Source organism: Photobacterium sp. SKA34, from assembly GCF_000153325.1.
Lineage (GTDB): Bacteria > Pseudomonadota > Gammaproteobacteria > Enterobacterales > Vibrionaceae > Photobacterium.
Genome location: NZ_CH724144.1, coordinates 318465 through 344302, shown reverse-complemented (window position 1 = coordinate 344302; position 25838 = coordinate 318465). Strand labels below are relative to the sequence as shown.

Annotated in this window: 25 protein-coding genes and 1 pseudogene; 19 read left to right on the top strand and 7 right to left on the bottom strand. The window is 40.7% G+C overall.

All coding sequences use genetic code 11. The features are described from left to right. Window positions 1-3: 3 nt before the first annotated feature. The 5 genes from SKA34_RS17900 to SKA34_RS17880 form a co-directional block, all read right to left on the bottom strand. Window positions 4-1512, bottom strand: coding sequence for an inactive transglutaminase family protein (locus tag SKA34_RS17900; RefSeq protein WP_006646929.1), 1509 nt, complete (start codon window positions 1510-1512; stop codon window positions 4-6). 14 nt (window positions 1513-1526) lie between these two features. After that, a complete protein-coding gene (locus SKA34_RS17895; RefSeq protein ID WP_006646928.1) occupies window positions 1527-2336 on the bottom strand; it encodes an ATP-dependent zinc protease in 810 nt (269 codons plus the stop codon). A gap of 86 nt (window positions 2337-2422) precedes the next feature. After that, a complete protein-coding gene (cmoB, locus tag SKA34_RS17890; protein WP_006646927.1) occupies window positions 2423-3397 on the bottom strand; it encodes a tRNA 5-methoxyuridine(34)/uridine 5-oxyacetic acid(34) synthase CmoB in 975 nt (324 codons plus the stop codon). A gap of 15 nt (window positions 3398-3412) precedes the next feature. Continuing rightward, window positions 3413-4141 carry a carboxy-S-adenosyl-L-methionine synthase CmoA gene (gene cmoA / locus SKA34_RS17885; RefSeq protein WP_005370656.1) on the bottom strand — a complete coding sequence of 243 codons (729 nt, stop codon included), beginning with the start codon at window positions 4139-4141 and terminating at the stop codon, window positions 3413-3415. 229 nt (window positions 4142-4370) lie between these two features. Then, entirely contained in the window at window positions 4371-5246 is an 876-nt protein-coding gene (locus SKA34_RS17880; RefSeq protein WP_039860822.1) for a LysR family transcriptional regulator, read from the bottom strand. Window positions 5247-5343: 97 nt separating this feature from the next. Between SKA34_RS17880 and bla the strand changes: the two genes are divergently transcribed. Next, window positions 5344-6297: a class A beta-lactamase gene (bla, locus tag SKA34_RS17875; RefSeq protein WP_232284291.1), complete on the top strand. Its 954-nt coding sequence runs from the start codon at window positions 5344-5346 to the stop codon at window positions 6295-6297. 20 nt (window positions 6298-6317) lie between these two features. On the opposite strand, the pseudogene SKA34_RS17870 reads toward bla, so the two are convergent. Next, window positions 6318-7210, bottom strand: a pseudogene (locus SKA34_RS17870) (DUF72 domain-containing protein). 320 nt (window positions 7211-7530) lie between these two features. Here SKA34_RS17870 and aspS point away from each other — a divergent pair. The 18 genes from aspS to nadA all read left to right on the top strand — a co-directional run bounded on the left by aspS (window position 7531) and on the right by nadA (window position 25056). Beyond that, window positions 7531-9321 carry an aspartate--tRNA ligase gene (gene aspS, locus SKA34_RS17865; protein ID WP_006646922.1) on the top strand — a complete coding sequence of 597 codons (1791 nt, stop codon included), beginning with the start codon at window positions 7531-7533 and terminating at the stop codon, window positions 9319-9321. A 204-nt stretch (window positions 9322-9525) separates the two neighbouring features. Then, complete coding sequence (locus SKA34_RS17860; RefSeq protein ID WP_006646921.1) at window positions 9526-10272, top strand: YebC/PmpR family DNA-binding transcriptional regulator; 747 nt, start codon at window positions 9526-9528, stop codon at window positions 10270-10272. A 22-nt stretch (window positions 10273-10294) separates the two neighbouring features. Continuing rightward, complete coding sequence (ruvC, locus tag SKA34_RS17855) at window positions 10295-10816, top strand: crossover junction endodeoxyribonuclease RuvC (protein ID WP_006646920.1); 522 nt, start codon at window positions 10295-10297, stop codon at window positions 10814-10816. A 120-nt stretch (window positions 10817-10936) separates the two neighbouring features. Next, complete coding sequence (locus tag SKA34_RS17850; protein ID WP_006646919.1) at window positions 10937-12391, top strand: methyl-accepting chemotaxis protein; 1455 nt, start codon at window positions 10937-10939, stop codon at window positions 12389-12391. A gap of 77 nt (window positions 12392-12468) precedes the next feature. Further along, a complete protein-coding gene (ruvA, locus tag SKA34_RS17845) occupies window positions 12469-13092 on the top strand; it encodes a Holliday junction branch migration protein RuvA (protein WP_006646918.1) in 624 nt (207 codons plus the stop codon). 28 nt (window positions 13093-13120) lie between these two features. After that, a complete protein-coding gene (gene ruvB / locus SKA34_RS17840) occupies window positions 13121-14140 on the top strand; it encodes a Holliday junction branch migration DNA helicase RuvB (RefSeq protein WP_006646917.1) in 1020 nt (339 codons plus the stop codon). 924 nt (window positions 14141-15064) lie between these two features. Continuing rightward, window positions 15065-16651 (top strand): cytochrome ubiquinol oxidase subunit I, encoded by a 1587-nt coding sequence (gene cydA, locus SKA34_RS17835; RefSeq protein WP_006646916.1) that lies wholly within the window; start codon window positions 15065-15067, stop codon window positions 16649-16651. 17 nt (window positions 16652-16668) lie between these two features. Further along, on the top strand, window positions 16669-17805 hold the full coding sequence (cydB, locus tag SKA34_RS17830) for a cytochrome d ubiquinol oxidase subunit II (RefSeq protein ID WP_006646915.1): 1137 nt from the start codon (window positions 16669-16671) through the stop codon (window positions 17803-17805). Window positions 17806-17819: 14 nt separating this feature from the next. Next, a complete protein-coding gene (gene cydX / locus SKA34_RS22680) occupies window positions 17820-17927 on the top strand; it encodes a cytochrome bd-I oxidase subunit CydX (protein WP_006646914.1) in 108 nt (35 codons plus the stop codon). A gap of 1 nt (window position 17928) precedes the next feature. Further along, window positions 17929-18222: a cyd operon YbgE family protein gene (locus tag SKA34_RS17820; protein WP_006646913.1), complete on the top strand. Its 294-nt coding sequence runs from the start codon at window positions 17929-17931 to the stop codon at window positions 18220-18222. Between the two features lie 278 nt (window positions 18223-18500). Then, entirely contained in the window at window positions 18501-18905 is a 405-nt protein-coding gene (ybgC, locus tag SKA34_RS17815) for a tol-pal system-associated acyl-CoA thioesterase (RefSeq protein ID WP_006646912.1), read from the top strand. Then, complete coding sequence (gene tolQ, locus SKA34_RS17810) at window positions 18906-19595, top strand: protein TolQ (RefSeq protein WP_006646911.1); 690 nt, start codon at window positions 18906-18908, stop codon at window positions 19593-19595. Between the two features lie 3 nt (window positions 19596-19598). Then, entirely contained in the window at window positions 19599-20042 is a 444-nt protein-coding gene (gene tolR, locus SKA34_RS17805; RefSeq protein ID WP_006646910.1) for a protein TolR, read from the top strand. Between the two features lie 9 nt (window positions 20043-20051). Further along, on the top strand, window positions 20052-21122 hold the full coding sequence (tolA, locus tag SKA34_RS17800) for a cell envelope integrity protein TolA (protein WP_006646909.1): 1071 nt from the start codon (window positions 20052-20054) through the stop codon (window positions 21120-21122). Between the two features lie 35 nt (window positions 21123-21157). Next, window positions 21158-22486: a Tol-Pal system beta propeller repeat protein TolB gene (gene tolB / locus SKA34_RS17795; protein ID WP_006646908.1), complete on the top strand. Its 1329-nt coding sequence runs from the start codon at window positions 21158-21160 to the stop codon at window positions 22484-22486. A 58-nt stretch (window positions 22487-22544) separates the two neighbouring features. Further along, the gene (gene pal, locus SKA34_RS17790; RefSeq protein ID WP_005370689.1) at window positions 22545-23087 is read left to right on the top strand and encodes a peptidoglycan-associated lipoprotein Pal; all 543 of its coding nucleotides are present in this window, start codon (window positions 22545-22547) and stop codon (window positions 23085-23087) included. Between the two features lie 21 nt (window positions 23088-23108). Continuing rightward, a complete protein-coding gene (gene ybgF / locus SKA34_RS17785; RefSeq protein ID WP_006646907.1) occupies window positions 23109-23831 on the top strand; it encodes a tol-pal system protein YbgF in 723 nt (240 codons plus the stop codon). 163 nt (window positions 23832-23994) lie between these two features. Then, window positions 23995-25056 (top strand): quinolinate synthase NadA, encoded by a 1062-nt coding sequence (nadA, locus tag SKA34_RS17780; protein WP_006646906.1) that lies wholly within the window; start codon window positions 23995-23997, stop codon window positions 25054-25056. A 100-nt stretch (window positions 25057-25156) separates the two neighbouring features. Here nadA and SKA34_RS17775 read toward each other — a convergent pair whose 3' ends face one another. Continuing rightward, window positions 25157-25729: a UPF0149 family protein gene (locus SKA34_RS17775; protein ID WP_006646905.1), complete on the bottom strand. Its 573-nt coding sequence runs from the start codon at window positions 25727-25729 to the stop codon at window positions 25157-25159. Between the last annotated feature and the right edge of the window lie 109 nt (window positions 25730-25838).

The following is a 25838-nucleotide window of genomic DNA, read 5'->3' as shown; positions in this document are numbered from 1 at the left end:
CGATTAATCCTCAGTTAACGGCTTAAAACGACGAAGTTCACTTAAACGATAACCAGTATAGTTACCCAGCATTAGGATCACAGCTAGGATAATGAACTGAACACCAATAAAGTTAAATGTGAGGTGACGAATCATCGGATTAGTCATTGCAAGGTAAACCAAAATTGCGGTTAGTAGTGAACCACCACCCTGAACGAATACTTCTTTTGCCCCTTCTTCTTCCCATAGTATCGACATACGTTCGATAGTCCATGACAAGATGATCATTGGGAAGAAGGTAATGGTTAGACCTTCAATCAGACCAATCTTAAAGGCAACAACCGTGAATATTGAAATAATCAATATGACGGTAATAATCACCGCGGATATTCGCGAGACTAAGAGTAAGTTCAACTTCGATAAATAACTTCGAATAATTAAACCTGTACCAACAATCAATAAGAAACCGACAATACCCGTTAATAATTGTGTTTGAACAAACGCAACCGCGATTAACACTGGCATGAAAGTACCAGAGGTTTTCAAACCTATAATGACGCGAAGGAATACCACAATCAGTGCACCAATAGGAACAAGCATAATGGTTTTAAACATTGCTTGTTCTTCTAGCGGTAATGAGTGGATCGAGAAGTTTAATAAATCTTCGGCTTTAATTTTCTCTTGCGTGGCACGTTGTGGTGTGATGTCTTGAGCAATAATAGAGAAACTAATGTTAGAATTTCGACCACCAACAACATCTAGCATTGCACTGCCTTGTTGGTTCCAAATCATTACATCCGATGGTTTGCCTTCTTCACCAGTGGTAAGATTAAAGAGTTTCCAATTATTGTTATCCCACACTTCTACCATCGGCATCACGGTTTGGCGACGACGACCATCTTCAAGTTTTAAGCCGCTAACAATACGTGAATGAATACCTTCAAGTGAAAGTAAACTCGTAATGGCTTCTTGCAGACTCATAGAATCAAGTAACACGGATGCGTTTTGGTTTTGTTTATCTTGTAATTGGCGAATAAGTTCACGGGTAAAAGTGGTGTTATTCGCAGATAAATTACGTGCCTGTGTTAACAGTGCTGTTGCTGCTGTTTGTTGTGGGTTGCTTAAACTGACCGCTGCAGGTTCACCTTTAGGTGGAGTCTCTTTGTACTGCGCTTGATCATCAACAAGTAGCTGGGTTTTGTAGTAAAGCACTTGCTTACCCATTGCGGTGCGTGTAGCCCAGTCAGCTTGGTGGCCTTCTTTCGTATCATGAATAAGTACTGAGTAGCCCGGAGGAGACGAAGTACTTTCATCAATTAAGGTAAAGCCTTCCTGTGTTTCAGGCGTAGCCATTTTAACTTGTACAGGATCACCAACAGCATCGAATTGAACACGTGCTTCAACTTCCCATACTGCACGCTCATCGCCTTGTGTCCACGGCACACCGTAGACATCGTGGCGATACATACTCAGCCCTAAACCTGCAATAATAAGCAGTGAAATAAGGATATAAAAAGGTACTCTAGATGTCATGACATCCTCATCATTTATTTATTAGCACTAACTGGCTTAGGTTTTGGCTCAGTTTTTCCTTGAACAAATTCTCTACCAACATCAACAAGTGCAATGTCTTTAAAGAACTCACGACCTAATAAAATAGGGAAATCCATCTTAGTTCGATCTGCAAGCGTGAATTGCGCTTTTTCATGCAAATTGCCAAGCGTGATCCAGGCTTCAATTACAGGGCGACGTACCGCATCTTCTGACGTTGATTGGCGTATACGAACCCAGCGCAGAATAGGTGCTTCGATAGTTTCCGGTGTTGCTTTATCGTTTTGTGCTTTTTCTTCTGGTGTATCTTCTGCTGAATCATGACTCAGATTAAAACGTACCCATTCTTTACCATCTCGTTCAAAAGTTTGTACATCAATAGCATTTAAAGAAGAGGTGGTTGCACCTGTATCGACACGTGCTTTAAAGAATGATTTAACCGAATCAAGCCAAACCCACTCTTCTTGACCAAGGATAGCTTTACCATTGGCTTGGGTTGGATTAGCTTCAATTTTAGGCTCAATAGGCACTCGAACAATTTGTTTTTCAACAATAACTTTAGGCTTTTCTAAGCTTTTTTGCTTAATAAACTTTAGATCTTTAGATATAGACGCTAATTTACTTTCTAGCTCGGTAATATATTGTTGTTGTGAATCCATTCGGGTAGAAACAGTATCGAATCGAGAAGTAATATTCTGTTCTACGTTGCTGATCGCAGCTAAGGTTTCTTGATGATCTTGAGGCTGCGTTGTTGAACACCCAGCCAGTATTGCAATTGTGATTAATGGTACGCTGAAGCGAAGCATCATATCTCCTATGTGCGTCTATTTTCCAATGTCGACCGTAGTTTACCTTACAAAAAGGGATGCGAACAGCATCCCAGTGTTAGTTACTAGTCAGGATTTCGAGCTACTAAAACTGCACGTTTGGGCGCTGGATATCCTTCGATAGTTTTTGACGGATTTTCTGGGTCTAAATATTCTGGGAGGGAATTATTTGTCATCCAATCTGTCGTTCTTTGCTCATCTGTTGTCGTTGTATTCTCATCAACAATACGCACGTCCACAAAGCCACATTTTTCCATCCACACTTTTAATGCTTTTGCTGATGGGAAAAAATAAACATTATGCATTTGGGCATAGCGGTGAGTTGGAACCAATACCGCATTTTCATCACCATCAATCACCAATGTTTCTAGAATGACTTCACCACCTTTACGCAACTGGTTCTTTAACTGAATAATGTGATCGAGCGGCGAACGGCGGTGGTATAGGACTCCCATACTAAATACCGTATCAAATGCTTTCAATTCTGGCAGATCTTCAATACCTAATGGTAGCAAGAATGCGCGATCATCGTTGCCCATTAATCGTTTAATGGCTTCAAATTGAATTAAAAATAAGCTTGATGGGTCGATACCGACGGTGAGTTTTGCACCTTCTCCCAACATACGCCACATATGGTAGCCATTGCCACAGCCTACATCTAATACGCTACGGCCTTTTAGTGGTGTAATGTGAGGTAGTACACGATCCCACTTCCAATCTGAGCGCCATTCAGTATCGATATGAATATCGTGCATGGTGAATGGGCCTTTACGCCAAGGGTGAAGTAAACGTAATAGACTTTCTAAACGCTTCTTTTCACCATCGGCAATCGGGACTTCATTACGAACACTGACTTCATTTTTTAAATCAATAATATCGGGTTTATCGGTTGGGAACTTTTGTAATGCGCGAACCCAACGAGCCATATCACCGTGCTCTCTATTTTCCCAATCACTTAATTGTTTAGGTAGAGTATTTAGCCATGGACGTAATGTTTCATGCTGGGCAAGAAGCTGATAAAAATCAGAAAAACTAAACATATGGAACAAAAAACCTTATTTAATCGCAAACATTGAGCCGAAATTGAAGCACTGGAACCATACTTCAGAACTAGAAAAGCCTATTTTCTTGAAACGTGTTTTGTGGGTTTCAATACTGTCAGGGCGCATCACATTTTCTATTGCGCTCCGCTTTTGGCTGATTTCTAGTTCGCTATAGCCATTCGCTCGTTTAAAATCGTGGTGTAAATCAATCAATAATTCATTAGCACGTTCATCATCGAAAATATATTTCTCAGACAAAATTAAAATGCCGCCAGGGCGTAAACCGGCATAGATTTTTTCTAATAGTGCTTGGCGATCTTCCGGCACTAAAAATTGCAGGGTGAAGTTTAAAACCACGACTGAGGCGTCATGAATATCAACATCACGGATATCAGCTTCAAGTACTTGCACTGGTGTGTCAGAGCGATATGCGTCCACTAATAATCGGCATCGTTCAACCATAGCAGCAGAATTATCAATTGCTAATATTTCGCAACCTTCTTGCTGAATATGGCGACGCATAGAAAGAGTAGCTGCTCCTAAAGAGCAACCAAGATCAAAAACTTTAGAATGAGGCTTGGCAAAGCGCTCAGCTAACATGCCAATTGCTGAGATGATATTACTGTAACCCGGCACAGAGCGTTGGATCATATCAGGGAAGACTTCAGCAACACGTTCATCGAACGTAAAATCACCGAGTTTTTCAATTGGCGCAGCAAAAATATTGTCGTGGCCTGCCATTTCTCACGAACCTCATAATATATAAAGAACAGGGATCCATTGTATGTATTGAGTATCAAACCTTGCTGATACTCAGGCGATCCATCACCTTTGAAAGGTCGCGTATTGTAGAGAAAATAGCACCATTTGTCTTTAATAATTGTTGTTCACATATTTAACCGGGACATTTTAAGGAGCGGATGTGAGGCTTTGTACAGTTTGTAGTTTGGATATTATTTCTAGATAGAAACTATGAGCTGATTTGTTCAAATAACCAACGTTTAAAAGTAATGTGTTGGACTTTTTCTTGTTTTGCTTCAAGACGTGTTAGCCAGTAACCACCTTTATTTAAATAAATATTAAAGGGTTGCACTATTTGACGTTGGATGATTTTTTCATGGAAAATTTGTGGTGGTGCTAACGCAATACCATATCCTTTAATTGCTGCTTCAACCATTAAGATTGTTGAGTCAAAAGTGATTGTCTGGGATTTACTAATATTTGTTTTTAAGCTGGCTTGTTTTAACCATTGCTCCCATTCATGAACATCATAAGACTGGAGTAGGGTATATCCAAGTAGATCTTGGGGATGATGCAATCGGCTTGCTATCGATGGGTTACACAGGGGAGTAAAAGGGGCATTAAACAATAATTCAGCTTCAGTGCCATGCCAGTGACCACGACCAAAGCGAATAACGTAATCTAGCCCTTCGGAAAAAGCATCTGCAATGTTGTTATTGGTAGATATTCTCAAGTCAATATTAGGGTAATGATGATAAAAATCATTCAATCTTGGAAGTAGCCAATTCAGTGCAAATGTACCAACAACACCAATATTAACTAGCTCTCTTGTACAACCAAATTTGAGGTTATCAAGGTTAACCGTGAGCTCTAAAAACACTTTTTCGACAACAGGATAGAGTTTTACCCCCTCAGATGTCAGGCTAATTCCTCTAGGCATACGATTAAATAAGGTTACCCCAAGTCGACTCTCAAGAGTCTTGACTTGTTGGCTTACAGCGGTTTGAGTCACAAAGAGTTCATTTGCAGCTTTCGTAAAGCTTTGATGCTTCGCTGATGCATAAAAAGCGCGTAATGAATTTAATGGGAGTTGATTTAGATTCATGGTGTTCTGTGAGCCAACTTGCGTAAAAAGCATGATATTTTTGAGGTATTTTAAGGCAATGTCAAAGTTAATCTAGCTATTTAGGCCTAAGAAAAACTTGGATCTATTAGTAGAAATGGTGTGTTGTGATGAATGTTATCAATTGATTAATATTTGCTTTCACGAAGTTATTCTCGGAAATATAACAATGAAAAAGTTTTTTTTATTCACTTTGATCTCTTTATGTTCATGTTCAGTTTTGGCCTCAGAATTAAATATCACATTACGTCAAATGGAAAAGCAAATTGACGGCAACATTGGGGTTGCTGTTTTTGACTCACAAACAAATACATCCTGGAATTTTAATGGAAATAAAAGGTTTCCAATGATGAGTGCATTTAAAACGTTGGCTTGCGCTAATGTGTTATATGACGTGCAACAGCATAAGTTAAGTTTGACCAATAAAATCAAGGTAACCAAAGCCGGTCTTATTAATTGGAATCCTGTTACCCAAAATTTTGTTGGTGGTCAAATGTCACTGAATAGTGTTTGTGGGGCTGCAATGTTAATGAGTGATAATTATGCGGCTAATTTAGCATTGGGTCAGGTGGGGGGTCCGCATGGAGTGACTAAGTTTTTACGAATGATTGGTGATAAAACAACGCGCCTTGATCATTTTGAACCTAAGTTAAACTATGTTGAAAAAGGGGCGGAAAATGATACGACCACGCCAATTGCCATGATGAATACCATTAAAAAATTACTAACAGGAAAAGTGTTAGATAGTGAAAGTAAAGTCCAATTAAAATTTTGGATGACCAATAATATGGTATCTGATGGTTTGGCACGAGCAGTATTACCTACAGGGTGGAAGATCGCTGATCGTAGTGGTGGCGGTGTTAATGGCTCACGAACTCTGACGGCAATGGTATGGAATAAACATCATCAGCCATTGTTTATTGGAATATTTATTTCTAATTCTAAGCTTGAAACATTACCAGAACTAAACCAAGTGGTTGCTAGTATCAGTGCGAAAATTTTCAATAAATATAACATTGTTGAGCCACACTGATAGCTCGCGTTAGTAAGTTATTATAGAAGTTTAATTTGCTGATCCTGTTGGTGATGTAATGGTAATTTAACATCAGGCAGAGCAATGATTGATGATATTTGTTGCTGTAAGCTTTTATATATACGCAGAGCCGATTCTGGCGCCCGATTATTATCGGGTGTATGAATAAATAAATACGGTGTTTTACCTTCAGCTATCCACAGCGGTAGACGCTGTAACCAATTAACAAAGAAAGGATCGTTACAAGCATCATCAGGATGACCAATAAAGCGGATCACAGGATTATTAGCGGTTGCGATTGCATGGACTGGCACGCGAGGTTTCTTACGTTGTGCATCAATCACCGCTTCTGTATTCGCTATGGCTGAAAAGACAGGACGGCTATCCATAATAATGCGGTTACTGCCTTTTTCTAACAGCATTCGATTAGTGCTTTTTCCTCTTCACCTTTAGCGAAAAATGCCGGATGACGCACTTCAACACCAGTCGTAACGTGTTTAGGGAATTGATCTAGAAAAGCATCAAGTAATGGCAGATCGTTAGGTGCAAAACGTGCTGGGAGTTGGATCATCCAGCAACCAGTTTTTTCCTCAACCGGCGACATGGTATTGAGAAAATCCACCAAGCTTTGATTACTATGACGAAGCTGCTGCTGATGGGTGATGGTTTGGGGAATTTTAAAGGTAAAACGAAACGATTCTGGTGTGGAATCGTTCCAGTTCTTTACTGTTGTCATACTTGGAATAGCATAGAAGGTGGTATTACCTTCCACTGTATGAAATATCTCAGCATAGCGAGCTAAACGGTCACCATTTTTACAGCCCTTACCGTATATGCTTTGCTGCCAATGATTGTGTGACCATTGAGATAACCCAAGATATAACGGTAAAGATAAATCAGAAGATGAAGACATAATAATACTTGGGCTTATTAAGTAGAGATTGATGATTTATCTTACGTGATTTTGTTTGTAAAAGTCTAAATCGCCGTAGATATTTACTCATAATAAGACTTTAAAGTCGTCATAACGAATTGGTGATGAATTACCGTCGGATCACTTCGCTTATTGAGGCTGTTTGGGTATAATGCCTCGTTATTTTTGCCTCTTGGCCTTCTTGCTATCCAATTTAGACGATAAATTAGACAGCAAGCGGTCGGGATTGAATTCACCTGACGTTTAGCGTTATCGACACTAAACGCAGGAATGTAAAGTATATAGATTGGGAATTTCTTATGCGCACCCATTATTGTGGACACCTGAACAAGTCCCTTGCAGGACAAACAGTCGATTTATGCGGCTGGGTAAACCGTCGTCGTGATTTAGGCGGCCTTATCTTTATTGATATGCGTGATCGCGAAGGTGTGGTTCAGGTTGTTATTGATCCTGATATGACTGAGATCTTCACACTAGCAAACCAATTACGTAACGAGTTTTGTATTCGTCTAACGGGTGAAGTGCGTGAGCGTCCTGAAAGCCAATGTAATAAAGACATGGCAACAGGTGAAGTTGAGGTTTATGCAACTGGCCTTGAAATCATTAACCGTTCTGAAGCATTACCGCTTGATTTCAATCAGAAGAACTCTGAAGAGCAGCGTCTAAAGTACCGTTACTTAGATCTTCGTCGCCCAGAAATGAGTGATCGTATTAAGCTACGTGCAAAAGCATCAAGCTTCGTTCGTCGTTTCTTAGATGACAATGCATTCCTTGATATTGAAACACCAGTACTAACAAAAGCAACGCCAGAAGGCGCGCGTGATTACTTAGTACCAAGTCGTGTTCACAAAGGGAACTTCTACGCATTACCACAATCACCACAGCTATTTAAGCAGCTGCTAATGATGTCTGGTTTTGATCGTTACTACCAAATCGTTAAGTGTTTCCGTGATGAAGACTTACGTGCTGACCGTCAACCTGAATTTACTCAGATCGATATCGAAACGTCTTTCATGACAGCTGAAGAAGTACGTGCTGTAACTGAAAAGATGATCACTGAAATGTGGAAAGAGCTACTAAACGTAGATCTAGGCACATTCCCAATCATGTCTTTCGAAGAAGCAGCGCGTCGTTTCGGTTCTGATAAGCCAGATCTACGTAACCCACTTGAACTAGTTGATGTTGCAGACATCGTTAAAGATGTTGATTTCAAAGTATTCTCAGGTCCAGCAAACGATGAAAAAGGTCGTGTAGCGGTTATCCGTGTACCTGGTGGTGCTGAGCTAAGCCGTAAGCAAATCGACGAATACACTAAGTTCGTGGGTATCTATGGCGCGAAAGGCCTTGCATGGATGAAAGTTAACGACCGCGCAGCAGGTTTTGAAGGTGTTCAATCTCCTGTTGCTAAGTTCCTTAACGAAGAAGTGGTTGCTAATCTTCTTGAGCGCACTCAAGCAGAATCTGGCGACATCATCCTATTCGGTGCTGACAACAAGCGTGTTGTAACAGAAGCGATGGGCGCACTTCGTCTGAAACTAGGTGAAGATCTAGATCTAACAGACAAGTCAGCATGGAAACCACTTTGGGTTGTTGATTTCCCAATGTTCGAAGAGAACGAAGATGGTTCACTATCTGCAATGCACCACCCATTCACATCACCACTAAACCTAACACCAGAAGAGCTAGCGGCTAACCCTGCAGCGGCGCTTTCAAATGCGTACGATATGGTAATCAATGGTTATGAAGTGGGTGGTGGTTCAGTACGTATCCATAACTCTGATATGCAATCAACAGTATTTGATATTTTAGGTATCTCTGCTGATGAGCAGCGTTTGAAGTTTGGTTTCCTACTTGACGCTCTGAAGTTCGGTACGCCACCGCACGCAGGTCTTGCGTTTGGTCTTGACCGTCTTGTAATGCTTCTTTGTGGTACAGACAACATCCGTGATGTTATCGCGTTCCCTAAAACAACAGCAGCAGCATGTCTATTAACTGATGCGCCAAGCCTAGCAAACCCAGCAGCACTAGAAGAATTATCTATTGCGGTTAAAATTGCTAAGAAAGACGAAGAAGCAAAAGACGCAGAGTGATCTGATTAATTTGTTGTAATAAAAGCCGATGACTTATTTGCCACTTTTTAGTGAAAGCTTATAAGACATCGGCTTTTTTGTCTTTTGTTGATCACTTTCTGCTGTATACCTGATTTGGTAAAAGTGTTTTGTTCGCTTTAAGGTCTTATTTGGTTTATGTTTTCATGCAAGCAAAAAAATTAACATTGCCTGATTGGAGATAACATGGCTGGACACAGTAAATTTGCCAATATAAAACATCGTAAAGCCGCTCAAGATGCTAAACGCGGTAAAATTTTTACTAAGTTAATTCGTGAAATTACCGTAGCCGCTAAAGAAGGCGGCAGTGAGCCAGAAAATAACCCTCGATTACGTGCAGCCATTGATAAAGCACTATCAAATAACATGACTCGCGATACCATCAACCGCGCAGTTACACGTGGCGCTGGTGGTGAAGGCGATGATGGTGTTGAGACTGTCATTTATGAAGGTTATGGTCCTGCGGGTACGGCGGTAATGGTTGAGTGTTTAACTGATAACCGAAATCGAACCGTATCCGGCGTACGTCATGCTTTCTCTAAAGCGGGTGGCAATCTTGGAACGGATGGCAGTGTAAGTTACCTTTTTGATAAAAAAGGCGTGATTTCTTATGCGGTGGGTTTAGATGAAGATGCCATTATGGAAGTCGCGTTAGAATCTGGCGCTGACGATATTGAAACTAATGACGATGGTTCAATCGATGTTTACACTACGCCAGCTGATTTTGGTGCGGTAAAAGATGCATTAGATGCCGCAGGTTTTACAGCAGAAAATGCAGAAGTAACCTTAATGCCATCAACGAAAGCTGAGTTAGATGCAACAACAGCACCTAAATTATTACGCTTAATTGATGCATTAGAAGATTTGGATGACATTCAAGAAGTCTACCATAACGGTGACATGTCAGATGAAGTAGCAGCTACGCTTGAATAATTGCTACTGATAGTAGTGAAAAATGTCAATAATTTTAGGTATAGACCCAGGCTCTCGTATTACGGGGTATGGGGTAATTCGTCAGGTTGGACGTAATTTAGAGTATTTAGGAAGCGGCTGTATTCGCACTTCAGAGCCTGGTATTCCTGGACGATTAAAGCAAATCTATGCAGGAGTGTCTGAAGTGATCACTCAATTTCAGCCTGATTTTTTTGCTATTGAAGAAGTGTTCATGGGCAAAAATGCCAGCGCTGCGATTAAATTAGGTCAGGCGCGAGGTAGTGCAATTGTTGCTGCGGTAAATGCAGATTTGCCGGTAAGTGAATATGCTGCAAGGTTAATCAAACAGGCGGTAGTGGGAAACGGTGGTGCTGATAAAGCGCAAGTACAACATATGGTTTGTTCCGTATTAAAGCTAGCAGGTAAGCCTCAAGCTGATGCTGCTGATGCTTTAGCTGTTGCGATTTGTCACGCGCATACCCATAAAACCTTAGTGGCTATGGCAGGGAAAGCGACGGGTGCACGAAAGGGGCGTTATCGTTAAGAGGTTTACTATTATTAAAGATGAGACATTTAAGACATATATTTCTTAAGATATTTGTTATAGAAATGTTAACTATCTATAGTGGTCAGAGGTCTAATGATAATAAGCAAGGAAGTGATTATGAACCCTGCCACTTTATGGCGCAGTATATTTATGCCGCGCCAGCCTCAATGGACAACAGCACAACAACGCCAAGCCGATATCCTCTTTTTATTTACTTTTATAGCTTTTCTCGTTGGTATCTATAGTTTTATTAAATGGTCAAACCATGGTCATGATAATCTTGTTTTTACTTCTGTCATATTGATCGTATTAGAATTCCTTGTTATTTCTAGCCTGCGTTGGCTTCAGCAGCCTTTAATGTCTTTAAATTTAGGCTTCATTGGTATGGCAATCCACGCGCTGAATATCATTTATCAAAGTGGTGGTGTTGTTGATTCAACACAGACTTATTGGGTGCCTTTGTTAGTTGTCTCTTTCTTCCTCTCGGCAACTCGCCTTATGGCTATTCTTTGGAGTAGCTTGATCATTTGTGTTTCGGCTTACATGACTTACCAACACATTCAGGGAGTTTCATTTCCACAGCTTTCTTTATCTCAAACAGCACAGCAAATTGAGGTTTGGTCTGGGACCGTATTGCCATTGGTTGTTATTTGTATTGCACTAGCTTTTACGGCGAAACAACGTGATATAGCCATTAATCGTGCCGAAAAAGCAAAGCTAAAAAGTGAATCAGAGGCCAGTAAAGCAACGCAAGGAGAATTACGTCTATCTGATGTATTACTCCAAGCGAATAATAACTCTGAACAGTTAAAACAAGTGTCCTATAGCTTAGCTAATCAATCGTCGCAATTAGATATCCAAGTCAACGAACTTAATATTAATAGTGAATCACAAGCCAGCGCTGCTGAACAAATGAGCCATCAAGTACACCAAATGGTCCTCGGAATTGAGAGCTCAAGTCAGTTTGTTGAGGAGTTACGTGAAAAAAGCGACGTGGTTCATGAATTAGCTCAAAAAAGTTCGACGCATTTAGAAAATTCAACTCAAGCGATCAGTCAGATCATTAATAGTCATGATGAGATTATGAAAGTGGCAGACTTAATTACGTCTGTTGCTGAACAAACAAATTTGCTTGCACTAAATGCCGCGATAGAAGCAGCGCGTGCAGGAGATCAGGGAAGAGGGTTTGCGGTTGTCGCAGATCAAGTTCGGGAGCTTTCAGCGAAAAGTAGTGAATCCGCAGTTGAGATCCGCCATCTATTGGATCGTAGTGAGCAGGAAGTGCGGCACGGTCAGGGGGTGATTAATGCCAGTACTGAACGGATGAATAACATTATTCAACAAGTCACAACGATTTCTCAAGATGTGCAAGGGTTATCGGGTTTGATGGCTGCTCAATCAACCGCATTAAAAGAGCTGGATGAAGCGAGCAGTGAAGTTGCTAATAGTGTGGTGAATACTCAAAGTGTGGCTGCAATAGTTGCACAGCACGGTACGGAATTAAATCAGCAAGTGGTTGCCGTTCGTCATTTAACACAACAACTTGATCAGGTTGTTTCTCACTCTTCGTAAATTCGATAAAGAACTGGATGTCTATCCAGTTCTTTACTATTCTAGTGCCAGTTTAAATTCACTATAGAGATGATGTTTTGATTGGTCGACTACGCGGAATTGTAATTGAAAAGCAGCCACCTGAAGTATTACTTGAAGTCGGTGGCATTGGTTATGAAGTACAGATGCCGATGAGCTGTTTTTATGAGTTACCACAGATCGGCCAAGAAGCCATTATCTTTACTCACTTTGTGGTACGAGAAGATGCGCAACTACTGTATGGCTTTAATAAGAAAAGTGAACGTGAGTTATTCCGTGAAGTAATTAAAGCGAACGGTGTTGGGCCTAAATTAGGCTTAGCAATTCTATCTGCTATGACTGCAAGTCAATTTGTTCGCAGCGTTGAATTAGAAGATGTGACTACGCTAGTTAAAATACCCGGTGTCGGCAAGAAAACAGCAGAACGTTTAGTTGTTGAAATGAAAGATCGCTTAAAAGGGTGGGGTGAAGGTGACTTATTTACGCCTACACTTGATACCGCAGCATCAAATGCGCCGATCCAAGATCCATCCAATCAAGCTCGCGCTGAGGATGAAGCGGTGAGTGCATTGGTTGCATTGGGTTATAAACCACAAATTGCCGCGAAAGTGGTTTCTCAAGTCACACAACCAGAGATGAGTAGTGAAGCGATTATTCGTGATGCACTACGCTCAATGGTATAACCCTGTAAGTTGGGTATAGGCATTAAAGATGATTGAAGCTGATCGACTGGTTTCTGGTAATTTCGAAACAACCCGTGAAGACGATATAATTGATCGCGCAATACGACCTAAATTACTTGATGATTATCAAGGACAGGATCATGTTCGCGATCAAATGGAAATATTTATTAAAGCGGCAAAGATGCGTGATGAAGCCTTAGATCATTTATTGATCTTTGGCCCTCCGGGGTTAGGTAAAACAACGCTTGCAAATATAGTAGCCAATGAAATGGGGGTAAGTATTCGTACAACCTCAGGCCCTGTACTTGAAAAAGCCGGTGATTTGGCAGCACTGCTCACTAACCTTGAAGAAAACGATGTGTTATTTATTGATGAAATACATCGTCTAAGCCCTCAGGTTGAAGAAGTACTGTATCCTGCAATGGAAGATTACCAATTAGATATTATGATTGGTGAAGGCCCAGCAGCACGATCGATTAAAATTGATTTACCTCCCTTTACCTTAATAGGTGCAACGACTCGAGCAGGCTCATTAACTTCGCCTTTACGTGATCGTTTTGGTATTACCCAGCGCTTAGAGTATTACAAAGTAGAAGATCTCAAAGACATTGTAGGCCGAAGTGCTAAATGTTTAGGATTATCAATGGAAGAGGGCGGCGCAATGGAAATGGCCATGCGTGCTCGTGGTACACCACGTATCGCTAATCGTTTATTACGCCGTGTGCGAGATTATGCCGAAGTAAAAGGTAACGGACATATTTGCCCTGATATCGCCAACAAAGCATTAGATATGCTTGATGTTGATAGCAGCGGTTTTGATTATATGGACCGTAAACTCCTATTAGCTATTATTGAAAAGTTTATGGGAGGTCCTGTTGGTTTAGATAACTTAGCAGCAGCTATTGGAGAAGAGAAAGATACAATTGAAGATGTACTTGAACCGTATTTGATTCAGCAAGGTTATTTACAACGGACACCAAGAGGACGTATAGCGACACATCGTGCATATCTTCATTTTGGTTTAGACCTCCCGGAAAGTACGAAGTAGCAAAAACTAATCAAGAAAAATAAAGCGTGGCGATTAAAGCTACGCTTTTTTTGTTTAATAATTTTGTCATATTGTGAATTTATTGTTATTTTAATTTGGTATTTATTTGTCGTGTTAGTAATTTAAATATCAATTAGATTGTTTGTTCATAATTCAAATAGTATTTATATATTTTAGTTATTATCAAAAATATGATTATAGTTTTCATTTTTATTAGGTGAAAACTTATAATAAATATAAAACGAGACAATGTCACAAATTCGGAACGCTTAATCTGTATTGTTTTGGCGGTTTGATTTTATACATTAATAGGCTGATATTTATTAAAAAATAAAAAAGTTACGTTTAACATAGATATTTGAACGTCAGTCACGATACCTTATATGAAAATGAATGATATTATAGAGGGCGATTTGATAATCTTCTTAGATTATTCATAAATTTTATCAAGTTATAACAAAGACAAAGCAAAAGATTGATTCACCACATTGAGCTATCATAATTAATTAAGTACAGGAAAAAGAACAATATTTCACCATAGGAGCAATTATAATTCATTGTTTTATACTTCCAAATTCACTCTTCCTATCAAAATCTTTCGTAAATTGATCTAAATCAAATATAAATGCGTACTGACTACCAAGCTCATTTTTTATTGATATTTGTCAAAGCAAAACGCGTAATAAACTCTTTGAAGATTGCAATTAATATCTGTAATATTAGCCACGACTAAATTAGCTGTAGAATTACGTATTTTTAAATTTATTTAAACAATATTGCAACACAACATGGATGCTTGTAATTATTAGCAAGTGATCAGGAAGGTCGGCAAGATTGCAATAAGTTTTCTACATGAAGCTAAACCCAATAATCGGTACATATGAAGTACTGTCACCAGTCAGCTGGTGAATAAAGGAGTTATCAATGTTAACTGATGTCGTCGAACTATCGCGGTTACAGTTCGCTCTAACAGCGATGTATCACTTTTTGTTCGTTCCATTAACTCTAGGTATGGCTTTTTTATTAGCCATCATGGAGTCCGTTTATGTAATGACCGGAAAGCAAATCTACAAGGACATGACTAAGTTCTGGGGTAAGCTTTTCGCGATTAACTTTGCTCTTGGTGTGGCTACCGGCCTATCTATGGAGTTCCAGTTTGGTACAAACTGGGCATACTACTCTCACTATGTTGGTGATATCTTCGGCGCGCCGTTGGCAATCGAAGCACTAATGGCATTCTTCTTAGAATCAACGTTAGTCGGCATGTTCTTCTTTGGTTGGGATCGCCTATCTAAGCGTCAGCACCTTGCTGTTACTTGGTTAGTCGCTCTTGGCTCAAACTTCTCCGCACTATGGATTCTTATTGCTAACGGTTGGATGCAAAACCCAGTAGGCGCTGATTTCAACTTTGAAACAATGCGTATGGAAATGGTGAGCTTTGCAGATGTGATACTTAACCCAGTAGCACAGGTGAAGTTCGTTCACACTGTAGCATCAGGTTATGTATGTGGCTCAATGTTTATCCTGGGTGTTAGTGCATACTACATGCTGAAAGGCCGTGATATTGCATTCGCTCGTCGTTCATTTGCAATTGCTGCTGCATTCGGTATGGCATCTATTGTATCTGTAATGATTCTTGGTGATGAGTCAGGTTACGAGCTAGGCGACGTTCAGAAAACAAAACTTGCAGCGATTGAAGCAGAATGGCACACAGAGCCAGCACCTGCGGCATTTACTGCATTTGGTTTCCCTAATCAAGAAACAATGGAAACTGATTACGCAATTAAGATCCCTTACCTAATGGGTATCATTGCAACACGTTCTCTTGATACACAAGTAACGGGTATCCGTGATCTTAAGAAAGAACACGAAGTACGTATTCGTAACGGTATGGTTGCATACGGCCTACTAGAGAAATTACGATCGGGTGATAAGACACCAGAAAACATTGCAGCTTTCGATGAAGTGAAAAAAGACCTAGGTTACGGTTTACTACTTAAGCCATACACCGACAAAGTTGTTGATGCGACACCTGAACAAATTCAAAAAGCAGTCGATGACTCAATCCCTGAAGTATGGCCGCTATTCTTTAGCTTCCGTGTCATGGTGGGTGCTGGTTTCTTAATGTTCGTAATTATTGGTGCTGCATTTATCCAGTCTTGTCGTCATAAGATCACGGGTAATAAACTCGTACTAAAAGCTGCGTTATTTGGTATTCCACTACCTTGGATTGCAATTGAAGCCGGTTGGTTTGTTGCAGAGTATGGTCGTCAACCATGGGCTGTAGGTGAAATTTTACCTGTTCACATGGCTGCTTCTAACTTGGCTCCATCTGATATTTGGTTCTCACTAGCAGCAATTTTAGCGCTTTACACAGCATTCCTAGTTGCTGAAGTTTACCTAATGGTTAAATTCGCTCGTCTTGGTCCAAGTAGCTTGAAGACAGGTCGTTACCACTTTGAACAAAATGACGCACCACAAGATGTGGTTTCACGTCAGGTTGAAGCGTAAGCAGGGAGAAACAAGTAATGTTTGATTATGAAAGCTTGCGACTAATTTGGTGGTTACTAATCGGTGTACTATGTATCGGTTTTGCAATCACTGATGGTTTTGATATGGGGGTAGGTATTCTATCTCATATTATTGGTAAAACAGATAATGAACGTCGAGTAATGATCAACTCGATTGCGCCTCACTGGGATGGTAACCAAGTATGGTTAATCACCGCTGGTGGTGCATTGTTCGCAGCATGGCCACTAGTTTATGCAACAGCATTCTCTGGTTTTTATGTTGCAATGATCCTGACGCTAGCTGCACTTTGGCTTCGTCCTCTTGGCTTCGATTACCGTTCAAAGCTGACAGATCCAAAATGGCGTAGCCTTTGGGATAAAGCAATCTTCGTAGGTAGCTTTGTACCACCTGTGATCTTCGGTGTTGCGTTCGGTAACCTAATGCAAGGTGTTCCATTTGAGCTAAACGAGTACTTGATCCCAACTTATAAGGGTTCATTCTTCGGTCTGCTAAATCCATTCGCATTATTGTGTGGTGTGGTTAGCTTACTGATGATCGTGACTCAAGGTGCGACATTCTTACAGATGAAAACAACAGATGCTATTCACGCACGTTCTCGTAACGTGGCTGCAATGTCTGCTGTAGCGATGGCTGTAGTGTTTGTGATTGCTGGTTTTGTTGCTCACGGTGTTAATGGTTACGTGATCACATCTGAAATAGTGAAAAACGCGCCTTCAGATCCAACAACGAAAGATGTAGTTCGCGAAGTGGGTGCACTGTTTATAAACTACGCAAACTACCCTGCATTATGGATTGCACCAATCTTAGCAGTAGTTATGCCGTTACTAACTGCGCTTTGCTCACGTGCTGACCGTGCAGGTTTTGCGTTCCTATTCTCAAGCCTTACAGTTGTAGGTGTGGTATTAACGTTTGGTTTTGCAACATTCCCATTCATTATGCCTTCAAGCCTAGATCCAAACATCAGCTTGACTATTTGGGATGCAACATCATCTGAGCTAACACTTAAGATTATGACTGTAGTTGCCTTTATTATGGTTCCAGTGATCTTGGCTTACACCTCTTGGTGTTACTACAAAATGTTTGGTCGTCTAGATACTAAATATATCGAAGACAACAAAACTTCACTGTACTAAGGAGTAGACGAACAATGTGGTATTTTGCTTGGATTTTAGGTGTTCTACTGGCCTGTTCTTTTGGTATCGTCAACGCGTTGTGGCTTGAAACGACCGAAAACCTGGATAACGACAGTGAGTAATATGGATCGTGCGATAAAAGCAATACATGCACCATTGATGTTGTTGCCACTAAAATTATTAGCGATTGCAATGGCAGTGACTGTTGCAGGGTTAGTTATGTGGGAGCCACACCAGTTTGCTGATGCAATTGGTGGCTTTGGCCCTGTGATTGCGCCGTTGATGATTTGGGCAACATGCAGTGCCATGGTTTTTGGTATGAGTTTTGTGCCTCATCGCTGGTATTGGCAGTTATTTTTCTCGCCAATCATCGCACTTCCGATATTAATGTATGTTCTTAAATTGTACTTTTTTTAATAAAAGGCGATTTGTAGAATAATCAAACGGCTTACTACTGTGGTAGTAAGCCGTTTTTTTATAAATATTAGGTAGGAACTACATTCATTTAGTTTGTTACGCACGGTATGTGAACAGAAATGTGATTTGATTGTCAGAATGGACACGGAAGCGTTAATTTTCTATAAAATAGCGTCTTGAAAGCATCACTCATTAACAACGTTATATTAAGTTGATGTATAGTAGCAGCAATATATTTTTGCATATATGAATGATAGCCACGGCTCAATGGTAATAAAATGAAACAACTTAATGTTTTTAAGTGGCCAGTAACCATTTACTATGAAGATACCGATGTTGGTGGGGTGGTATACCACGCTAACTATTTGAAGTTTTTTGAGCGAGCACGAACAGAATATTTGAGAAAGGTTGGTCTAAATCAGCAACAGTTGTTCTCACAAAACATGAGTTTTGTTGTGCGCAGTCTAAATATTGATTTTCTTCGTGGTGCAAAGCTTGATGATCAATTAATGGTACATACAGTGGCGCAAAATACACGACGAGCTTCAATCGAGTTTAGCAAAGAATTAGTAAACAATAACAACGAAGTGCTGTGTAAGGTATTGGTGAAAATTGCTTGTGTCGATCCGACAAAGATGAAGCCTATTGCACTTCCTGAACAATTAAAACTGGAGATAAATTAAGTGAACTCAGAGTTGACGGTTTTAGATATTATTCTAAATTCAGGTGCGCTTGAAATTATGGTTATGCTTATTTTGTTAGGCATGTCGATTGCATCATGGACAATGATCATCAAGCGATCTCAAGTATTGTCAGAGGCTAGCCGTAAAGCAACAAATTTTGAAGATCGTTTTTGGTCAGGTATTGATTTATCTCAGTTGTATAAAGAAGTACAAGCACGCAAAGATGACCTAACGGGTTCTGAACAAATTTTCTATTCAGGTTTCAAAGAGTTTGCACGTCTACACCGAAGTAACGATAAAGTGCCAGAAGCTGTGATGGAAGGTACAAGTCGAGCAATGCGTGTATCACTTTCAAAAGAAGTTGATGAATTAGAGACAAATCTACCGTTTTTAGCAACGGTGGGTTCAATTAGTCCGTATATTGGTTTATTTGGTACTGTACTGGGTATTATGACTGCATTTATCGCACTTGGTGCTATGAAACAGCCAACATTAGCAACTGTTGCGCCAGGTATTGCAGGGGCATTGATTGCAACGGCGATGGGCTTATTTGCTGCGATTCCTGCTGTAATGTTCTACAACCGTTTAACGAATAAAGTATCAAAGCTAGAACATACATACGCAACGTTTATGGAAGAATTTTCTAGTATTTTACACCGCCAAGCATTTGCCGCTAATCAGGAGAAGTAAGCAATGGCTTATCAACCGAAAAAGCGCAAAATGACAGCGGAAATTAACGTTGTTCCCTATATCGACGTTATGTTGGTATTGCTTATTATCTTCATGGTAACAGCGCCGTTTGTTAACCAAGGTGTAGATGTGGATCTACCACAAACCACCACGGCAGAAACAGTGGCAGAGTTGAATAAAGATAGCGATATTCCACCAATTATTGTGGAAGTCAATAAAGATGGACTCCTTGGTGTCAGTATCGACAATGCGGACATGCAACGGGGCTTATCGCTTCAAGAAGTGCTTGCTCGTGTGAAAGCGCAAATGGCAGCGCAGCCAAAAACGTTAGTGATGGTAGGAGGTGATGGTCGTACACCTTATGCACATATTATCGAAACATTGGATGCCTTAAACCAAGCAGGTGTCGGCTCTGTTGGCCTAATGACTGAGCCTCTTGAGCAATAAGGTTAAAGAATGAAAAATAACAATTACACAGGTTCCACCGTTATATCGTTATTTATTCATGCGCTGTTGATTGGATTATTGCTCTGGGGCGCTGATTTTACGAAGAAAAAAGCAGATGTCGGCGGCAATACAATTCAAGCGGTGGTTGTCGATCCTGCAATGATTCATCAACAAGCGACGCAAATTAGAGATCAACGGGAAGCGGCTAAACGAGCTGAACAAGAGAGTAAAAAAAAGCTGGAAGATCAGGCTGAAGCGGCTGAAAAGCAAAGAAAAGATGAAGCTGAACGTGCTAGACAGTTAAAAGCCGACCAGCTAAAAGCTGAGAAAGAAGCACGAGAAGCTGAGAAACAACGTAAATTAGTCGCAGAGCAACAAAAACAAGCGGCGGAAGAAAAACGTAAAGCCGATGAAGCTGCAAAAGTAGAAGCTGAGCGTAAAGCAAAACAAGAGGCTGCAGAAAAAGCGGAACAAGTTCGTCAACAAAAACTTGAAGAACAACGTAAAGCGGAAGAGGCAAGTCGACAAGCTGAACTTGAACGTCAAAAGCAAGTAGCAGCAAAGAAAAAAGCACAAGAAGAAGCAGCAGCTAAAGCTGAAGCGAAACGTAAAGAAGCTGAAGCTAAGAAAAAAGCAGAAGCTAAACGTAAAGCAGCAGAAGCCAAGAAAAAAGCAGAAGCAGAAGCTAAACGCAAAGCAGCTGAAGCGAAGAAGCTCGATCAGCAAAAAGAAGCAGCATTGAATGATATGTTTGCAGGTCTTGAAGCTGAAAATGAGCAGCGTGGTGGTGCTAAAGGGCAACATATTGCTGATGAAGTGGCACGTTATGGCGCAATATATAAACAGATGATTCAACAAAATTTATTGGTTGATCAAAGTTTTAAAGGCCAAGAATGTAATTTGACTATGCGTTTGTCTGCTGATGGTTTAGTACTGGATGTTACTCAATCTCGTGGTGATGGTGCATTATGTCGCGCGGCAAAATCTGCTGTCGTAAAAGTTAGCCAATTCCCAATGCCTGATGATCCAGAAATTGCGAAAAAATTAAGAAATATCAAACTTTCAGTCACGCCACAGTAAATGATTTGTGGTGCAACATAAAATAGGAGCGATGGATGAAACGTTGGATAATGGGCTTATGTTTAGCTCTATTAAGCGTTAGCCAATTTGCACATGCTGAACTTGAATTAGTGATCACTGATGGTGTGGATTCTGCACGCCCAATTGGTGTTGTTCCTTTCCAATGGGAAGGTGAAGGTAAACTACCCACTGATATTTCTGCAGTTATTGCATCAGATTTACAACGAAGTGGTAAGTTTAGCCCGGTTCCGGAAAGTAAATTGCCACAGTTACCTCACAATGAAAGTCAAATTGATTACTCTGCATGGAGTAAAATGGGGGTTGATGCGGTTGTAACAGGGACAATTGTTAAGAATCAAGATGGCAATTACACCGTTAATTATCAGCTAGTCGATATTGTTAAAGGCAAACTGGCAGCAGGCACTGAAGGGGCTGCAAAAGGCGATTATTTACTATTGAATAATCAAGCGTCAGTGAAGCCTAACCGTATGCGTCAATATGCTCACCGTATTTCTGATTTAATTTACCAGAAGCTAACAGGTGAACGTGGTGCGTTCTTAACGCGTATTGCATACGTTGATAATAATCGTTCATCGAAGTTTCCTTATCAATTACGTGTTGCTGATTACGATGGCTATAACGAACGTGTAGTATTGAAATCAAAACAACCGCTAATGTCTCCAGCATGGTCGCCAGATGGCAGTAAGTTAGCTTATGTCAGCTTTGAAAGCGGAAAAGCGCAAATCTATGTTTTAGATATTTATAAAGGTACGCGTGAAGTGGTTGCTAATTACCCTCGCCATAATGGATCACCACAGTTTTCACCTGATGGTACTAAATTAGCGATGGTACTTTCTGAAAGCGGTAGCTTGCAGATCTACATTAAAGATCTGAAAACCAAGCAATTGCGCCAACTTACTCATGGCCGTGCTAACAACACGGAAGCGGTATGGGCACCTGATGGTCAGTCTCTTTACTTCACCTCTGATCGTGGCGGTCGTCCACAGGTTTACCATTTAGATTTAGCGACTGGCGATACGCAACGTGTAACATGGCAAGGTGCTCAGAACATGGGGCCACAAATTACACCTGACGGTCGTTACCTTGTCGTTGTAAACCGTTCAGATAGCGGTTACAACATTGCGAAACAAGATCTTAAAACAGGTGCAATGCAAATTTTGACAAAGGCACGCCTTGCTGAGTCACCAAGTATTGCTCCTAACGGAAGTATGATTATTTATAGCTCAGCGCAAAATAGTGGTACTTACGAACTTTCTTTGGTATCCATTGATGGTCGTTTCCAAGCACGCTTACCATCAACAAGTAAACGTGTACGAGCACCTTCTTGGGGCCCATTTTTATAATTTGAGTTAATTCTCATTTGCCTTTTGAGGCACAACTGAGTTTAAAAAGGAAATATAGATGCAACTGAACAAAATTTTAAAAAGTTTAGCCATTGCGTTACCAATGATGACATTGGCAGCATGTAGTTCAACAGATAGTGCAGACAGTTCTGCAGCAAACCAAAATGGTACTAATGGTGGCGGTACTTCACCTGATCAAACAATTGTTACTCCGGTTGATCCATCTGGAAGCATGAGTGAAGAGCAGTTGCTTGAGCAGCAACTGCAGCAATTACGTCAAGAACAAACCATTTTCTTTAAGTTTGATAACTCAGAGATTCAACCTGAGTATCAAGCAATTTTAGAAGCACATGCTGCGTACTTACGTGACCACCCGAGTATCAAAGTAATTGTTGAAGGTCATGCTGATGAGCGTGGTACGCCAGAGTACAACATTGCGTTAGGTGAGCGTCGTGCTAATGCGGTAGCACAGTACCTGCAAGCATTAGGTGTACCAGCATCTCAACTTTCGATTGTTAGCTACGGTGAAGAGAAGCCATTAGTATTAGGTCACACTGATGCTGATTATGCGAAAAACCGTCGTGCAGTTTTAGTTTACTAATCTAATGTAGGTAAACCCAATATGAGCAGTAACAAAGTAATGCGAAAACTTGCATTAGTGTTGCTGATGAGCGCGGCGACCCAAGTGGTCGCCGCGCCTGTATCGGCAGCGAATTTAGATAGCTTAGAGCGTATGCTTGAGGCGCAAGGGCAGGTGCAGTTACAAATGCAGCGTCGCTTAGAGCAGATGTCGTCAGATCTTGATGAACTTCGAGGCAAAGTTGAGCGCAATACCTACGAAATAAAAAAAGTGGTTGATCGTCAGCGTGATATTTATCGCGAAGTTGATAATTTGAGCCGCCAACCAGCGAAAGCTGAGCCTAAGGACGCTAAAAAAGAAGCGACATCAAGTGAAGCTTTTTCACGTAATACAGATGAAAATGCGGCCTATGAAAAAGCGGTTAATCTGATCTTAAAAGAGAAAGATTATAAAGGCGCAACAAAAGCCTTCCAAAGTTTCTTAACGGCTTACCCAAATTCGGTCTACAAGCCGAATGCTAGCTATTGGTTGGGGCAATTATTCTTTGCTCAGAATCAGTTAGCAGATGCAGCAACGAACTTTAAAGTGGTTGCAGATACCAAAGACTCAAGTAAGCGCGCTGATGCGTTGCTGAAACTTGGTGTGATTGCAGAACGTGGTAATGATATTGCGGCGGCAAAAACATATTATCAAGAAGTGATCAAAGCATACCCGAATTCAACGTATGCTAATCAAGCTAAAACAGCGCTTACTAAGTTAAAATAAACGCAGTTACGGTTTGATTTTAAAAGCCCACAGAGAAATAGTTATTTCTGTTGTGGGCTTTTTTGTTTCTGTGAAGTCGAAGCTGTGTTGGTTAAAGGTGAAATTTGGAAAATCCAGCGTATAATGTCCGGACACTAAAGGAATGCTAATGAGCAAGTGAAAAATGAGTATTACATTTGATCCATCAGAGATGGTATATCCGTTTCCACCAAAACCAGCCCGACTAACTGATACTGAAAAACAGCAATATATCGAGCAAATTAAACAATTGCTAAAAGAAAAAGATGCAGTATTAGTGGCGCATTATTATACCGATCCTGAAATACAAGCATTGGCTGAAGAAACTGGCGGTTTTGTTGGTGATTCACTGGAAATGGCTCGTTTTGGTAATCAACATCCAGCCACCACCTTAATTACTTGTGGTGTACGCTTTATGGGAGAATCTGCCAAGATCCTAACACCAGAAAAGCATGTATTGATGCCAACCTTAGATGCAGAATGTTCGCTTGACTTAGGTTGTCCTATTGATGCATTTAGCGAGTTTTGCGATGCTCACCCCGATCATACTGTTGTTGTTTACGCCAACACTTCAGCTGCAGTAAAAGCACGTGCTGATTGGGTTGTAACGTCGAGTATTGCACTTGAAATTGTTGAGCATTTAGATAGCGAAGATAAAAAAATCATTTGGGGACCAGATCGTCACTTAGGTTCTTATATTCAGAAGAAAACAGGTGCGGAGATGCTGTTGTGGCAGGGTGAATGTATTGTTCACGACGAGTTTTCTGCCAAAGCCCTACGTGATATGAAGCATTTATATCCTGACGCCGCTATTCTTGTTCACCCAGAATCACCAGCGAGTGTTGTTGCATTAGCTGATGCTGTGGGTTCAACAAGCCAGCTTATCAAAGCTGCGAAAGAGCTACCTAATCAGAAGCTTATTGTTGCAACTGACAAAGGTATTTTCTTTAAGATGCAGCAAATGGTGCCAGAGAAAGAATTAGTAGAGGCTCCAACAGCGGGCGCTGGGGCAACATGCCGTAGCTGCGCACATTGTCCGTGGATGGCAATGAACGGATTGAAAGCGATTTATACCGCATTAAATGATGGTGGTGAGCAGCATGAAATTTTTGTTGATGAATCGCTACGTGAAAAATCACTGATCCCGTTAAACCGAATGCTAGATTTTGCGGCTGAATTGCAGTTAAAAGTAAAAGGTAATGCTTAAGCTTATTGCTTAATTAGCGACGATTAGTAACAAACGGTCATAAAAAAGAAGGCGAACAGAGATGTTCGCCTTCTTTGTTTTTGGGGGAATGTGTATATTGCTAGTCTTGAACTAACATTGCGCCACGTTGTGTTAAGCCACATAGCATTACAGGAATGGCATTAAATATCTCTTCAAATTGCGCTAAGGCATCAGCTTCTTGTTCTTTTAATGCTTCAAGTGCTGTTTCAGGATCAAACAGTAGGCTGAAAGAAAGCAATACGCCACCCAGTAGGGCATTATCTTCACTTTCTGGTGGCATAATGGTTTCCCAATCATCACGAGCAAGTTGCCAACCCTGAAGCATACCTTCACAGAAGTTACTGGTCGCTTCGGTAACAATTTGGCTGTCGTCTAGTGCACAGCCTTCAGGCCATTGCCAAGTGTTGTCAAAGAGAGTTGTACGTGCTTCATTTAAAATATCGATGACTGCATTGGCATAGTTTTCTAATTCTTCATGCGTACTAAAAGGAGATGTTTCTTCTCCACCCCATAAAAAAGCTAACCATTCTGTTGGGGCAATAATATTAGGTGCTGCAGCCATTGCAGTGATAAAGCCACGTGTCTGCGCTTCGTTGAGCAGTAGTTCGGCAAGCTGTTGATCTTGCAAAATGACGCTAAGTTTTGAAGACATATAAAGAGTCTCTATTTAATCATTGTTAGGATATTCCTTGACCTATTTAACGATCAACGAAAGAGTAATCAGGTATTAGTTACTTATTGTAACAGCCTCGTTAGGTCAA